The sequence below is a fragment of the Paraburkholderia sabiae genome (genome assembly GCF_030412785.1).
In the GTDB taxonomy this organism is placed as follows: Bacteria; Pseudomonadota; Gammaproteobacteria; order Burkholderiales; family Burkholderiaceae; genus Paraburkholderia; species Paraburkholderia sabiae.
Genome location: NZ_CP125295.1, coordinates 52609 through 67629, shown reverse-complemented (window position 1 = coordinate 67629; position 15021 = coordinate 52609). Strand labels below are relative to the sequence as shown.

Below are 15021 nucleotides of genomic sequence, written 5' to 3'. Positions count from 1 at the left end.
CGTTGGGAGCGGTCTGATTCATCTCGTGAATGTTCGGAACTATAGTGTTCTTTATCGTTTAACGTACGCCCGCCACTCTTTACGCCCAATGCTTAAGACATCGCTTGATCCACATCAAGTTCTTTTGGATTCCTTCCAGACATTTCTGCGTCACGCTGTCGCAGCGCAGGAACAAAACGATCAATCCGCACGCGACGTCTGGCTCCAGGCCGCTTCACATCTGTGTCCGACAGATCCCGAATCCATCGCTGCGCTGATTCCACAACTGCTTGCAGGACAACACGCCGCCGAAGCAGAAACGATTTCCCGGGCTTGCGCCGCGCTCGCTCCGCATCATCCCGGAACGCACTTTCAACTCGGGCTCACGCTGCAATTGATGAACCGGCACAGCGAGGCCATTGCGCCTTATCGCGAGGCGCTCGCCATCGATCCCAACGTGCCCAGTCTCCGCAACAATCTGGCCGCTGCGTTGATGTCGGCGAATCCCGCGAATCCGGAAGTGGCTGTCCTGCTCAAGGCTGCACTCCAGGAAACTCCCGACGATGCGAACGCGTGGATCAATCTCGCCAAGTCGCGCCTCGCGGGTTTCGATCTCGACGGCGCGCTCGAAGCCGAGGAACGTGCGCTCGAACTACAGCCTGACAATCTCATCGCGCTCGGCAATCACGGCCAGACTCTGCGCGAAGCCCAGCATTGGGATGACGCCGAGCGATTCACGTTGGCCGCGCATCGCGCAGCGCCCGGCAAAGCATCGTTCGTGTCCAATCTCAGCATGCTGCACCTGCTGCGTGGCAACTACGCCGACGGCTGGCGCGAGCATGAGGCGCGCTGGGACGGATCGAAGGAGCTGGCGGGCAAGCGCCCTGTCATGCCGGGACCGACGTGGCGCGGCGAATCGCTCGCGGGCAAGACGCTGCTGCTGTGGGGCGAACAGGGCATGGGCGATCTGTTGCAGTTCTGCCGCTACGTTCCGGTGCTGGCCGAGCGTGTGCACCGCGAAGGCGGGCGGCTCGTGTGGAATTCGTTTCCGCAGATGGGCGCGCTGCTCGCACGCACGCTCGCGCAATATGCCGATCAGTTCACGCTCGGCGGCGGCGTCGAAAATCTGCCGACGTTCGACTACGAAATCTCGCTGCTGTCGCTGCCTTTGCTGCTCGAGACACGGGAAGAAACGATTCCGTCGACTGTTCCTTATCTGCAAGCCGATCCGCGAGGCGTCGATACGTGGCGTCAGCGCCTCGCAGGTGAGAAGCGGCTCAAGGTCGGGCTTGTCTGGACGGGCAGCCATGGACATCAACGCAACCCGTATCGGCGGGTCGGGCTCGAACGCTACGTCGATTACTTCCGCGAACTCGACGACGTCGCGTTCTATTCGCTGCAGCCGGGCGCCGGAGCCGAAGTGGCGGCGGCGCGCACAGCCGGGCTCGATATCACCGATCACACGGCAGCCTTCAACACCTTCGACGACACGGCCGCGTACGTCAGCGCCCTCGATCTGGTGATTAGCGTGTGCACGTCCGTTGCACATTTGAGCGGCGCGCTCGGGCAGCGCACGTGGGTGCTGCTCGATGTCAATCCGCATTGGGTGTGGCTGCTCGATCGCACCGACAGCCCGTGGTATCCGAGCGCGACGCTTTACCGGCAAGCGCAGTTCGCGCAGTGGGAGCCGGTGTTCGACAAGCTGACACGCGATCTCGGTGAACTGGCCGCTTCGCGCCGCCAGTAGTCCGACGCCACACGCAGTCAGTGCGGCGCGCGCTTCAATCCGGCGCCGTGCCTTCTTCTTCGGCGCGGGTGCGCGCGATCACACCCGCCAGGCATTCGGGACAAAGACAGCCGGTGCCGGACTCCAGCGCCTCGATGGGCAAGGCCGGCATCGACGCGCACCAGCATGACGAGCGGTCGCCGCGCGCGCCGCAGTCGAACACCCGACGGCAGCGCGGGCAGCGCACGCTCGACGTGACAGAGGTTTCAAGCGATTCGGATGGGGACGGATTCATGACAGCGGGATGAAACCGGTCGGTTGATTCGAACATGATGCCACTTCCGGTGGCGCAGCAAAATGTCTGCCCGCCGTCTGATAGGCGCGCCCCGTCTTCCCACCTAACCGACTTTTCCGGCCATGAGAGAACTTACACGCGCCCGAGCGGCCCAAACTATCCGCTGCGTCAGCGCCGCATCAGTGCGACAACCCGTCGCCGGTCGCTGAAAAGCACGCGTTTCCGCAGTGCGGAAAAACGGCTGGAACCCCCGCGGCGGCACACGTCGAATTCACTATTGCACCGCGCCAGTTGTGTACAATCCGGCCTTGTTTTCACCGTTTCCGTCCGAGCCCGCCGCCATGTCCGAAACTCCCGACCTGTCCCAGATCGCCCCCACGCTCAAGGCTGAAATTCTCGCTGAGGCGCTGCCCTACATTCGCCAGTACCACGGCAAGACCGTCGTGATCAAATACGGCGGCAACGCGATGACGGAAGAGCGCCTGAAGCAGGGCTTCGCGCGCGACGTGATCCTGCTGAAGCTGGTCGGCATCAACCCGGTGATCGTGCACGGCGGCGGTCCGCAGATCGATCAGGCGTTGAAGAAGATCGGCAAACAGGGCACGTTCATCCAGGGCATGCGCGTCACCGACGAAGAGACGATGGAAGTCGTCGAATGGGTGCTGGGCGGTGAAGTGCAACAGGACATCGTCACGCTGATCAACCACTTCGGCGGCCACGCGGTCGGTCTGACGGGCAAGGACGGCGGCCTGATCCACGCGCGCAAGCTGCTGATGCCGGATCGCGACAACCCGGGCCAGTACATCGATATCGGTCAGGTCGGCGAAGTCGAGGCGATCAACCCGGCCGTCGTGAAGGCGCTGCAGGACGACGCGTTCATTCCCGTGATCTCGCCGATCGGCTTCGGTGAAGACGGCCTGTCGTACAACATCAATGCGGACCTCGTCGCGGGCAAGCTGGCTGTCGTGCTGAATGCCGAAAAGCTCGTGATGATGACGAACATCCCCGGCGTGATGGACAAGGAAGGCACGCTGCTGACCGATCTGTCCGCGCGCGAAATCGACGCGCTGTTCGCCGACGGCACGATCTCGGGCGGCATGCTGCCGAAGATCTCGTCGGCGCTCGACGCGGCGAAGAGCGGCGTGCGTTCGGTGCACATCATCGACGGCCGTATCGAACATTCGGTGCTGCTCGAAATCCTGACGGAGCAGCCGTTCGGCACGATGATCCGCTCGCACTGAGCGCTTATCGTTACTCAAGCAGTTCACGCGAAGCACGGCACGCTAGCCGCCGTGCTTCGCAGAAGGCATACTGGCCTTCCGTCTTTCGCGCAGCACGCTGCGCTGTCCAGAATCTTCCCCGCAACGCTTCGCACATCGCCTGCATCGGATCGCAGTCCTTGCGCACGCGCGCGGAATCCACGACATCATGCGCCCTTCCCGTCCGAAGCGCCGTCGGCCGCAGATTCACGCCGGCACGCCCGTCTGGCTGTTCGACCTCGACAACACGCTGCATCACGCGTCGCACGCCATTTTTCCCGCCATCAACGCCGCGATGACGCAGTACATCATCGACGCGCTGCAAGTCGAGCGCGACGAAGCGAACCGTCTGCGCACCGGCTACACGCAGCGTTACGGCGCGGCGCTGCTGGGCCTCACGCGTCACCATCCCGTCGATCCGCATGACTTCCTGAAATACGTGCACACGTTTCCCGATCTGCGCGCGATGCTGCGCAGCGAGCGCGGGCTGAAACGTCTCGTCGATGCGCTGCCGGGCCGTAAGATCGTGCTCACCAACGCGCCCGAAACGTATGCGATGGACGTCTTGAAAGAACTGGGCATCGAGCGTCTGTTCGAACGCGTTATTGCGATCGAGCACATGCGCGACCGCCGCTTCTGGCGCGCGAAGCCCGATCACATGATGCTGCGCCGGGCGATGCGCGACGCGCACGTGCGTCTCGCCGATGCCGTGCTCGTCGAAGACACGCGCAGCCATCTGAAGAACTATCGGCGACTCGGTATCCGCACGGTGTGGATCGTCGGCCATCTGCCGCGGCATGCGCGCGCGGACGGCACGCTCGCGCGTCTGCCGGGCACGGGACGTCCGCACTATGTCGACCGTCGCATTCGTTCGCTAAAATCGTTGAGACTGGGCGCCCGCCCGGGAAGGCCGATCGACCTGTAACGGAGAGCATCCGGCCTTGCACCAACAGGGACGACAGACATGCAGCCGATCCGCAAGCATGACGAGGACGTAACCGAAGACCAGCCGGCCGCTCCGCGCGCCACGCGCCTGAAACCGGGCGAGCGGCGCGTGCACATTCTCCAGACGCTCGCCGCGATGCTGGAAGCGCCGAAGAACGAAAAGATCACGACGGCGGCGCTGGCCGCGCGCCTCGGCGTGTCGGAAGCGGCGCTGTATCGCCATTTCGCGAGCAAGGCGCAGATGTTCGAAGGGCTGATCGAATTCATCGAGCAGACGCTGTTCGGCCTCATCAACCAGATCGTCGCGAAAGAGCCGAACGGCATATTGCAGGCGCGTGCGATCGCGCTCACGCTGCTCAATTTTTCGGCGAAGAATCCGGGCATGACGCGTGTGCTGACGTGCGAAGCGCTCGTCGGCGAACACGAGCGGCTCACCGAGCGCGTCAATCAGCTGCTCGAGCGCGTCGAGGCGTCGCTCAAGCAGTGTCTGCGGCTCGGCGTGATGGACGCGTCGGGTCACAAGGAACACGCCGAACAGCACGCGATTCCCGCGATCCCTCTATCCGCCGACTACGATCCCGTCGTGCGCGCGAGCCTCCTGCTCAGCTACATCATCGGGCGCTGGCATCGTTTCGTGCGCAGCGGCTTCTCGCGCGCGCCGAACGAACAGGCCGACGCGCAATTGCGGCTGATCCTGCAGTAAGGGCGCTTTCTGCAGGGGCGGCGGAAATTCCGATATACTCTCCGCTCAGCCGTTCATGACGGCCCAGGTTTAAAACGCGCCGATTTGCTGACTCGATTGCGGGCGCGCGAACCAGCGGATGAGATCCATCGTCCCGGTTCACTATAAATGCGGCTAAAGAGGTCGTCAGCCGCGCACATCTTCCTTCCGCGCAATCGCCGACACCATTTAGCCGCCCCATGTCAGAAGGCGGAATGAATGGAATCGATCGGGATCGTCACTCCACAAACAATGCATTTCTCCGAGCCGCTGCGTCTGCAGAACGGCAGCTCGCTCGCGAACTACGACCTCGTCGTCGAAACGTACGGCACGCTCAATGCCGCGCGCACTAACGCCGTGCTCGTGTGCCACGCGCTCAACGCGTCGCACCACGTCGCGGGCGTCTACGCGGACGATCCGAAGAACGTCGGCTGGTGGGACAACATGGTCGGCCCGGGCAAGCCGCTCGATACGAATCGCTTCTTTGTGATCGGCGTGAACAATCTCGGTTCGTGCTTCGGCTCGACGGGTCCGATGAGCATCGATCCGTCGACGGGTCGTCCGTACGGCAAGAGCTTCCCCGTCGTGACCGTCGAAGACTGGGTGAATGCGCAGGCGCGCGTCGCCGATGAATTCGGCATCGAGAAATTCGCCGCGGTGATGGGCGGCAGTCTCGGCGGCATGCAGGCGCTCGCGTGGAGCATGATGTATCCGGACCGCCTCGAACACTGCATCGTGGTTGCATCGACACCGAAGCTGTCCGCGCAGAACATCGCGTTCAACGAAGTCGCGCGCTCGTCGATTCTGTCGGACCCGGACTTCCACGGCGGCGATTACTACGCACACGGCGTGAAGCCGAAGCGCGGCTTGCGCGTCGCGCGGATGATCGGCCACATCACGTATCTGTCCGACGACGACATGGCCGCGAAGTTCGGCCGCGCGCTGCGCCGCGCGGAAGGCGCGGAGGACGTCTACAACTTCAACTTCGACGTCGAGTTCGAAGTGGAATCGTATCTGCGCTATCAGGGCGACAAGTTCGCCGATTACTTCGACGCGAACACGTATCTGCTCATCACGCGCGCGCTCGATTACTTCGATCCCGCGAAAGCCTACGACGGCGACCTGACGGCCGCACTCGCGCACACGAAGGCGAAGTATCTGATTGCGAGCTTCTCGACCGACTGGCGTTTCGCGCCCGCGCGCTCGCGCGAACTCGTGAAGGCGCTGCTCGATCACAAGCGCCAGGTGACGTACGGCGAAATCGACGCGCCGCACGGCCACGATGCCTTCCTTCTCGACGACGCGCGCTATCACAACCTGATGCGCGCCTACTACGAACGCATTGCTGCAGAGGTCAACGCATGAACCAGCGCGCTCTCGATTATCTTGCGACGCGGCCGGACTTCCGCGCGATCGCCCGCTGGGTCGAGCCGCGTGCGACGGTGCTCGATCTCGGCTGCGGCGACGGCTCGCTGCTATCGCTGCTGTCGGAAGAACTCGAAGTGTCGGGCTACGGCATCGAGATCAACGACGCCGGCGTGCTCGCATCGACGAAGAACGGCATCAACGTGATCCAGCAGAATCTGGAAGACGGCTTGCGTCTCTTCGAAGACGGCAGCTTCGACTTTGCGATCCTTTCTCAAACGCTGCAGACCATTCACCAGACGGCTGCGATCCTGCGCGAGACGGTACGTGTCGGCAAGGAATGCATCGTGTCGTTCCCAAATTTCGGGTACTGGGCGCATCGTCTTTCCGTTTTGCAGGGTCGCATGCCTGTGTCGAAATCGCTGCCGTATCAGTGGCACAACACGCCGAACGTGCGCGTGCTGACCATCAAGGACTTCGAGGCGCTCGCGCCGGAAGTCGGCATCGAGATTCTCGACCGTGTGGTTCTGCATGGCGGCCAACAGGTGCGTTGGGGCGTGAACTGGCGTGGTAGTCTTGCGGTCTATCGCGTCAAGAAAAGCTAACGTCACTCATCACATGTCGAACCCGCCACACGAGGCGCCTGCACTAACCGCACACGAAGAACACCCCGGCTGGCGCGCGTTTCTCAACGCGCGCATGCTGATTTGCGTTTTCCTCGGCTTTACGTCGGGGTTGCCGCTATTCACGCTCGTCTATCTCGTTCAGGCCTGGCTGCGTTCGGAAGGCGTGAACCTGAAAGAGATCGGCCTGTTTGCGCTGATCCAGTTTCCCTATACGTGGAAGTTCATCTGGGCGCCGCTGATGGACCGCTACGTGCCGCGTCTGCCCGGCTGGCGTCCGGGACGCCGGCGCGGCTGGATGCTCGCCACGCAGATTCTCGTCGCCGTCGCCATTGCATCGCTCGGCATCGTCTCGCCGCGCGATTCGATCTGGACCGTTGCCGCGCTGACCGCGCTGGTCGCGTTCTTCGGCGCGAGTCAGGACATCGTGATCGACGCGTATCGTCGCGAACTGCTGCACGACACCGAACAGGGTCTCGGCAATGCCGTGCACGTCAACGCGTACAAGATCGCCGCGCTCGTGCCCGGTTCGCTCGCGCTGATCCTGTCGGACCATATGCCTTGGGCGACCGTGTTCGTCGTGACGGCCGCGTTCATGCTGCCGGGCATGATCATGACGCTCGTCGTCAGCGAGCCCGAAGTGCACGGCAAGCCGCCGAAGAATCTGAGCGAAGCCATCATCGAACCGTTTCACGAATTCATCACGCGCGACGGCTGGCGCGGCGCGCTGTTCGTGCTCGGATTCATCTTTCTGTACAAGCTCGGCGATACGATGGCAACCACGCTGTCGACGTCGTTCTTCCTCGACATCGGCTTTTCGCGCACGCAGATTGGCGTGATCGCGAAGACAACGGCATTCGGCGCGAGTCTCGCGGGCGGCATCATCGGCGGCATTGCGCTGATGCGCATCGGCATCGGCCGTGGGCTGTGGATTTTCGGCATTCTGCAGATGGTGTCGACGCTCGGCTTCGCGTGGCTCGCGCATGTCGGGCCGACGTCGCCGGGATTGACTGTCGTGTACGACATTGCAGTCGGAATCAGTGCGGCGACGACGAAGCTGCTGTCGCTGCTCGGCATCGGCTGGACGGTGCAGCTCGATCCGATGTCGGTTGCTCTCGCGATCGTGTACGGCTTCGAAACTTTTACCACGGGTCTCACGCTCGCCGCCTTCACCGCGTACATCGCGAGTACGACCGATCCGCGTTACACGGCGACGCAATTCGCGCTCTTCACGTCGCTGGCCTCGGTGCCGCGCACGCTGGCGTCGGCGGCAAGCGGGTTCGTCGTCGCGCAGATTGGCTGGTTCGACTACTTCATTGTCTGCACGGCGCTTGCTATACCAGGCATGCTACTGTTGTTTCGGATCGCCCCTTGGAGAAAGCAGTCGTGATGGTGTTTGCGTCGCGGCGCGCCATTGGTCGGGCTTTGCGCGCCGTTTCCCGTCGATTGCCTGCATATCGCATGCGCGCGCGTGCCCGTGCGTTGCATGTCGCTGTTCTTGCCGCATGCGCGGGTTTCGGCGTCGTATCTCCGTGGCAGGCAAACGCCGCCGAGCCGACATCGAATATCAGCACGCCGCCCGCAGCGAACGCACCGTCGGCTCCTTCTGCTCCTTCTGCTCCATCAGCACCTTCCGCACCCTCGGCACCGAAAACGGAACCAGCGCCGACGGCTACATCCGGCGCATCCGCGCCATCGAATGCAGGCTCGGCAACGCCTCAGATGCCTGTTACCGCGCGCACGCCCGCACCGACCCCGCCGCCGCCCACGTTACCGACGCAGTTCCAGCCAAACCAGCAATTGCGTTACGGCGGCTACGCGGTGTTCCGCAATCTGATTCCGTCGCCGATGCTCGAAGCGCAATCGGCAGAGGAATTCGATCAGATCGCGCGCGGCGCCGAGCACATGAACCGGCTGTATCCGCCATCGGATCCGCACGTGCAGCGCGTGCAGTCGATCGTCGACAAGCTCATTCCGTATTCGCTGAAATGGAACGACCGCTCGAAGAACTGGAAGTGGGACGTCGCGGTGCTGCGTTCGCCGGATATTCGCGCGTACTGTCTGCCGGGCGGCAAGATCGTCATCTACGGCGGCATGCTCGACAAGGTCAAACTGAACGACAACGAACTCGGCATGCTGCTCGGCCATGAAATCGCGCATGCGCTGCGCGAGCATGCGCGCGAGCGGCTCGGCGAACAGCAGGCGGGGCAGCTCGGATCGGGGTCGATTCCGCAGCTGTTCGGCCTCGCCGATCTCGGCGCAGCGCCGCTCGGCATCGGCTCGCAGCTGGTGGAAATGAAGTACGAGCGCGCCGACGAAACGGAAGCGGATGTGATCGGCAGCGACATTGCATCGCGTGCCGGTTTCGATCCTCGCGCGGCGATCACGCTGTGGGACAAGCTCGCCGTCGCGACGCGCGGCAACCGCGATCAGGGCTTCATCTACGTGCACCCGTACACGCCGGCGCGGCGCGCAGACATCATGAAGCGGCTCGCCGACATGCTGCCGCTGTACGCGAAGGCAATCGGCAAATCCGTCGATACGCTGCCCGACTACGCGGGCATCGGCCGCCCGAAGCGTACGACTGTGAGCGACTGACGCGCGCCGCAGCGTTTATTCCGCCAGCTTGTGGTTGTAGTCGACGGTCACGGGCGCGTGATCGCTGAACTTGATATCACGGAACACATCGACACGTTTCGCCGTGGCCGCAACACCCGGCGTCGCGATCTGATAATCGATACGCCACCCGACGTTCTTCGCATACGCCTGACCGCGATTGCTCCACCACGTGTACTGCTCGGGCCGCTGGTCGAGCGTTCTGAACACGTCCACGTAACCGACTTCGTCGAACAGCTTCGTGAGCCACGCGCGCTCTTCCGGCAGGCAGCCCGAATTCTTCTGGTTGCCCTTCCAGTTCTTGATGTCGATTTCCTTGTGCACGATGTTCACGTCGCCGCACACGATCACTTCGCGTTCCTTCGACAGTTCGGCCAGATGCGGCATGAACTCGTCCATGAAACGGTACTTCGCCTGCTGGCGTTCGTCGCCGCTCGAACCCGACGGCACATACACCGAAATCACCGACAGATTGCCGAAGCGCGCTTCCACGTAGCGTCCTTCGGGATCGAACTCTTCGCTGCCGAAGCCGATCACGACTTCATCCGGCTCGTGACGCGTATACAGGCCCGCACCGCTGTAGCCCTTTTTCACCGCGTGCTGGAAATAGCCCGTGAAACCGTGCGGCGCGAGGAACTCGGGCGTCATGTCGTCCTGCGAGCACTTGATTTCCTGCACGCACACGACATCGGCCTTCTGCTCGCCGAACCATTCGAAAAAACCCTTCTTGGCCGCCGAACGGATGCCGTTCAGATTGGCCGTGATCACACGCAACATGTTTTTCCTTCGTTGTGTTTTCGTCTATTCGACGAGGTGAAGATCATTCGACTATCACGCCCTTCAGCGATTCTTTCGCCGGCGGGAATTCGAGCTTCAGCGACTCGAACGCGCGCAGCAGCAACTCGCCGACCATCACGTTGCGATGCGTCTTCGAGTTCGCGGGAATCACGTACCACGGCGCGTATTCCGTCGACGTCGCCGCGAGCGCATCCTCGTACGCATCCTGATACTTGCCCCACAGCTTGCGTGCGTCGAGATCGGAGACATCGAACTTCCAGTGCTTGGTCGGATCGTCGATACGCGCCTGCAGACGCTCGCGCTGCTCGTCCTTCGAAATATGCAGCATGCACTTGATGATCGTCGTGCCGTTTTCCGCGAGCATCAGCTCGAACTCGCGAATGTGCCGGAAGCGGCGTTCGCGATCGTCCTTGCTCAATGTACCGAGCACGTATGGCACGAGCACGTCTTCGTAATGGCTGCGGTTGAAGATCGTCAGTTCGCCGGCGGCGGGCGCCTGCGAATGAACGCGCCACAGGAAGTCGTGCGCGAGTTCGTTGAGCGTCGGCGCCTTGAACGGCACGATGCGCAAGCCGAGCGGATCGACTTCATGAAACACCGCGCGGATCGTGCCGTCCTTGCCGCTCGTGTCCATGCCTTGCAGCACGAGCAAGACGCGCTGAACGCGCTGCGCGTGCAGGCGTTCCTGCTGCGCATCGAGCGCCGCGCCGATTTCGGCGAGACGTTCGCGGTCGGTGTCCTTCGCTCCCGTCGAAAACGGCTTCGTCGACGGATCGTCGTCAGCGAGGGAAAACTTCGATTTGCCGTCTGCGTCGAAAAAAGGCACGCGATATTCGTCGAGACCGCTCTTCTTTGCCATCTTCGGGTTCTCCTTTGCGACGCTTTACGCCGGGTGAAAAAGCAAACGGGCCGTTGCGCGACTTTCGATGCGACAACAGCCCGTCCTGCCCGTACTTCTACCGCGTTCAGCCCAGCTTTTTCTTCAACAGCTCGTTGACCTGCTGCGGATTTGCCTTGCCCTTGGTCGCCTTCATCGCCTGACCGATCAGCGCGTTGAACGCTTTTTCCTTGCCGGCGCGGAATTCCTCGACCGACTTCTGGTTCGCGGCGAGCACCTCGTCGATGATCGCTTCGAGCGCGCCTGTATCCGAAATCTGCTTGAGGCCCTTCGCTTCGATGATGCGATCGGCGGCGGCTTCGTCGGTGGCCTTCTCTTCCCAGATCGCGAGGAAGATTTCCTTTGCGATCTTGTTCGAGATCGTGCCGTCGGCGATACGTTGCAGCACCAGCGCGAGTTGCGCGGCGGAAACCGGGCTGTCGGCGATGTCGAGGTCTTCGCGGTTCAGTTGCGACGACACTTCGCCCATCAGCCAGTTCGCCGCGACCTTCGCCTGCGCCGCGCCGACCTTCGCGACGACGGCTTCGTAGTAAGCAGCCATCGCCTTGCTCGACGTGACGACGCCCGCATCGTACGGCGTAAGGCCGTATTGATCGACGAAGCGTTGCTGCATGGCAGCCGGCAGCTCCGGCAACTCGCCCTTCACGCGCTCGACCCACGACGCATCGATCACGAGCGGCATCAGATCGGGATCAGGGAAATAGCGGTAATCGTGCGCGTCTTCCTTACTGCGCATCGAGCGCGTTTCGCGCTTGTCCGGATCGTACAGACGCGTTTCCTGCACCACCGTGCCGCCGTCTTCGATCAGTTCGATCTGACGGCGCACTTCGTACTGGATCGCTTCTTCGAGGAAGCGGAACGAGTTCAGGTTCTTGATCTCGGCGCGCGTGCCGAATTCCTTCTGCCCGACAGGACGCACCGACACGTTCGCGTCGCAGCGGAACGAGCCTTCCTGCATGTTGCCGTCGCAAATGCCGAGCCACACGACGAGACCATGCAACGCCTTCGCATACGCAACGGCTTCGGCCGCGCTGCGCATTTCCGGCTCGGTGACGATTTCGAGCAGCGGCGTTCCCGCGCGATTCAGGTCGATGCCCGTCATGCCCGCGAAGTCTTCGTGCAGCGACTTGCCCGCGTCTTCTTCGAGGTGAGCGCGCGTCAGGTTGACGGTTTTCTCGTACGCTTCCTTGCCGGCCTTTTCGTTGGCCGGAACCTGGATCGTGATCTGGCCGCCCTGCACGACAGGAATCTCGTACTGGCTGATCTGATAGCCCTTCGGCAGATCAGGGTAGAAGTAGTTCTTGCGCGCGAAGATGCTGCGCGGCGCGATCGTGGCGTCGATGGCGAGACCGAACTGGATCGCGCGCTCGACGGCGCCCTTGTTCATCACGGGCAGCACGCCCGGCAAGGCCAGATCGACGGGGCAGGCCTGCGTGTTCGGCGCGGCGCCGAACTGCGTGGCCGCGCCCGAGAAAATCTTCGAGACCGTCGACAGCTGCGCGTGGGTCTCGAGACCGATAACGACTTCCCATTGTGTTGCCATGCTCAAACTCCTGCCGGCGCCTTGCGATGCCAGTCGGTGACGCGCTGGAACGCGTCCGCCACTTGCAGCATGCGTGCTTCGTTGAAATAGTTGCCGATAATCTGCAAACCGACGGGGCGCTGCGCATTCGCGCCCGCGCCGAAACCGCACGGCACGCTCATGCCCGGCAAACCGGCGAGGCTCACCGACAGCGTGTAGATGTCCGCGAGATACATCTGCACGGGATCGTCGCCCTTCGCGCCGATATCCCACGCGACGGACGGCGCCACCGGGCCCATGATCACGTCGCACAGCTTGAACGCTTCCTGGAAATCCTGCGCGATGATGCGGCGGATTTTCTGCGCCTGCAGGTAGTACGCGTCGTAGTAGCCGTGCGACAGCACATACGTGCCGACCAGAATGCGGCGCTTCACTTCGGGGCCGAAGCCTTCCGCGCGCGACTTCTTGTACATGTCGAGCAGATCGCGATATTCCGACGCGCGATGGCCGTAGCGCACGCCGTCGAAACGCGACAGGTTCGACGACGCTTCCGCCGGCGCGATCACGTAGTACACGGGAATCGACAGTTCCGTCTTCGGCAGCGAGACTTCGACGAGCGTTGCGCCGAGCGCTTCGTATTGCTTGAGCGCAGCGTCGATCGATGCACGCACGTCGTCGGCGAGACCGGCGCCGAAATATTCCTTCGGCAAACCGATGCGCAGGCCGACGAGCGGCTTGTCGTTCGTCGCGCCCGCGCCCGACCAGTTCTGGCCGAGATAGCGTGTGTAGTTTTCGTGATCGTGCGTGAGACTCGTCGAGTCGCGCTCGTCGAAGCCAGCCATCGCGTTGAGCAGCAGGCCGCAGTCGGCGGCCGTCTGCGCCATCGGACCGCCCTGATCGAGCGACGACGCGAACGCGATCATCCCGTAACGCGACACGCGGCCATACGTCGGCTTGATGCCCGTGATGCCCGCGAACGACGCCGGCTGACGGATCGAGCCGCCCGTGTCCGTGCCCGTCGCAGCGGGCGCAAGGCGCGCGGCGACAGCCGCCGCCGAACCGCCCGAAGAGCCGCCCGGCACCGCCTTGCGGTCCCACGGGTTCTGCACGGGGCCGAAATACGAGTTTTCGTTCGACGAGCCCATCGCGAACTCGTCCATATTGGTCTTGCCGACGCACACCATGCCCGCCTGCGCGAGTCGATCGACGACAGTGGCATCGAACGGGCTCGTGTAGTTTTCGAGCATCTTCGAGCCGGCCGTGGAACGCCAGTTGCGCGTGACGAACACGTCTTTATGCGCGATGGGCAGACCCGTCAGCGGACCGGCCTTGCCGGCTGCGAGCAGCGCGTCGGCGGCTTGCGCCTGCGCGAGCGTCTGCTGCGCGTCGACATGAACGAATGCGTTCAGCGCCTTGTGGTCTTCGATCCGCTTCAGATACGTCTGCGCCAGTTCGACTGCGGAGCATTGCTTCGCGTCGAGCGCGGCGCGCAGTTCGGTCAAGCTTTTCTCATGCATTGCGTTTTTCCTGGAAAGCGCGACGGCGCAGTGCGCCGCCGTTTGGGCATCCGTTTGGGCATCCGGCCGCCCGCCGGCACGCCGGGCCGAATAGAGCGGGCCATGTTGCGCGCGCATTCGCACGCATGACACACAACCCTGTGCTAAATAACGACGTTTCGGCGCTTATTCGATGACCTTCGGCACCAGATACAGGCCGTCCTGCACAGCCGGCGCCGGACGCTGGTAATCGTCGCGATTCACGTTTTCCGTCACGGCGTCGTTGCGCAGACGCAAGGCGACGTCTTCGATCTGCTCGATCGGATGCGCAAGCGGCGCGATGCCGGTTGTATCGACCGCCTGCATCTGTTCGACGAGGCCGAAGAAGTCGTTGAGTTGGGTGAGCGTGTGCTCGGCATCGGCATCGGGCAATTCGAGCCGTGCGAGATGGGCGATGCGTTTCACATCGGTCAGAGTCAGGGCCATGCAGTCACCGGAAAAGTGGCGCCCGGCCGCAGCGATGAAAAAACAATGCTGCGACAGCGGGTTAGGTCATTGGAGCAGGCCCTCGAAATTGGGGCCGGCGATGGCAAAAAGTGCCATTCGTTTCCTTTAAATCAAGCAAAATTATAAGGTATCATTACGCGTTCGACCCAAACCCGGACCGACTTACCAAGGCCTTTCTGTCAATTTCAGAGATCGCTGAACGACAGCTCGGCTGCCTTGCTATAGCCTCCGGTACGTTCCCCCGCAGTTTCATGCTTCACTCGGCCCTGTA

At 62.7% G+C, this 15021-nt stretch carries 14 protein-coding genes; 8 read left to right on the top strand and 6 right to left on the bottom strand.

The features are described 5' to 3' along the window. Positions 1-88: 88 nt before the first annotated feature. Positions 89-1726 carry a tetratricopeptide repeat-containing glycosyltransferase family protein gene (locus tag QEN71_RS00315; protein WP_201648718.1) on the top strand — a complete coding sequence of 546 codons (1638 nt, stop codon included), beginning with the start codon at positions 89-91 and terminating at the stop codon, positions 1724-1726. 34 nt (positions 1727-1760) lie between these two features. Here QEN71_RS00315 and QEN71_RS00310 read toward each other — a convergent pair whose 3' ends face one another. Further along, entirely contained in the window at positions 1761-2036 is a 276-nt protein-coding gene (locus QEN71_RS00310; protein ID WP_377790254.1) for a cysteine-rich CWC family protein, read from the bottom strand. A gap of 305 nt (positions 2037-2341) precedes the next feature. On the opposite strand from QEN71_RS00310, the gene argB reads away from it, so the two are divergent. From argB to QEN71_RS00275, 7 genes are all read left to right on the top strand, one after another. Then, positions 2342-3241 (top strand): acetylglutamate kinase, encoded by a 900-nt coding sequence (argB, locus tag QEN71_RS00305; protein ID WP_028363874.1) that lies wholly within the window; start codon positions 2342-2344, stop codon positions 3239-3241. A gap of 187 nt (positions 3242-3428) precedes the next feature. Further along, positions 3429-4184: a pyrimidine 5'-nucleotidase gene (locus QEN71_RS00300; protein WP_201648719.1), complete on the top strand. Its 756-nt coding sequence runs from the start codon at positions 3429-3431 to the stop codon at positions 4182-4184. A 39-nt stretch (positions 4185-4223) separates the two neighbouring features. Then, on the top strand, positions 4224-4907 hold the full coding sequence (gene slmA, locus QEN71_RS00295) for a nucleoid occlusion factor SlmA (protein WP_201648720.1): 684 nt from the start codon (positions 4224-4226) through the stop codon (positions 4905-4907). A gap of 237 nt (positions 4908-5144) precedes the next feature. Beyond that, on the top strand, positions 5145-6290 hold the full coding sequence (metX, locus tag QEN71_RS00290) for a homoserine O-succinyltransferase MetX (protein WP_201648721.1): 1146 nt from the start codon (positions 5145-5147) through the stop codon (positions 6288-6290). Further along, positions 6287-6895 carry a methionine biosynthesis protein MetW gene (gene metW, locus QEN71_RS00285; RefSeq protein ID WP_201648722.1) on the top strand — a complete coding sequence of 203 codons (609 nt, stop codon included), beginning with the start codon at positions 6287-6289 and terminating at the stop codon, positions 6893-6895. Before metX ends, metW begins: the two co-directional genes overlap by 4 nt. Positions 6896-6908: 13 nt before the next feature. Continuing rightward, positions 6909-8303 (top strand): AmpG family muropeptide MFS transporter, encoded by a 1395-nt coding sequence (locus QEN71_RS00280; RefSeq protein ID WP_201648723.1) that lies wholly within the window; start codon positions 6909-6911, stop codon positions 8301-8303. Continuing rightward, the gene (locus QEN71_RS00275) at positions 8303-9511 is read left to right on the top strand and encodes a M48 family metallopeptidase (RefSeq protein WP_201648995.1); all 1209 of its coding nucleotides are present in this window, start codon (positions 8303-8305) and stop codon (positions 9509-9511) included. The genes QEN71_RS00280 and QEN71_RS00275 overlap by 1 nt, the downstream gene beginning before the upstream one ends. A 15-nt stretch (positions 9512-9526) precedes the next feature. Here QEN71_RS00275 and QEN71_RS00270 read toward each other — a convergent pair whose 3' ends face one another. The 5 genes from QEN71_RS00270 to gatC all read right to left on the bottom strand — a co-directional run bounded on the left by QEN71_RS00270 (position 9527) and on the right by gatC (position 14729). Next, positions 9527-10306, bottom strand: coding sequence for an exodeoxyribonuclease III (locus QEN71_RS00270; RefSeq protein ID WP_201648724.1), 780 nt, complete (start codon positions 10304-10306; stop codon positions 9527-9529). A 43-nt stretch (positions 10307-10349) separates the two neighbouring features. Then, a complete protein-coding gene (locus tag QEN71_RS00265) occupies positions 10350-11186 on the bottom strand; it encodes a PPK2 family polyphosphate kinase (protein WP_201648725.1) in 837 nt (278 codons plus the stop codon). Between the two features lie 106 nt (positions 11187-11292). Continuing rightward, complete coding sequence (gene gatB, locus QEN71_RS00260; protein WP_201648726.1) at positions 11293-12768, bottom strand: Asp-tRNA(Asn)/Glu-tRNA(Gln) amidotransferase subunit GatB; 1476 nt, start codon at positions 12766-12768, stop codon at positions 11293-11295. Positions 12769-12770: 2 nt separating this feature from the next. Further along, positions 12771-14264 (bottom strand): Asp-tRNA(Asn)/Glu-tRNA(Gln) amidotransferase subunit GatA, encoded by a 1494-nt coding sequence (gene gatA, locus QEN71_RS00255; protein WP_201648727.1) that lies wholly within the window; start codon positions 14262-14264, stop codon positions 12771-12773. A gap of 165 nt (positions 14265-14429) precedes the next feature. Continuing rightward, positions 14430-14729: an Asp-tRNA(Asn)/Glu-tRNA(Gln) amidotransferase subunit GatC gene (gatC, locus tag QEN71_RS00250; RefSeq protein WP_007582035.1), complete on the bottom strand. Its 300-nt coding sequence runs from the start codon at positions 14727-14729 to the stop codon at positions 14430-14432. Between the last annotated feature and the right edge of the window lie 292 nt (positions 14730-15021).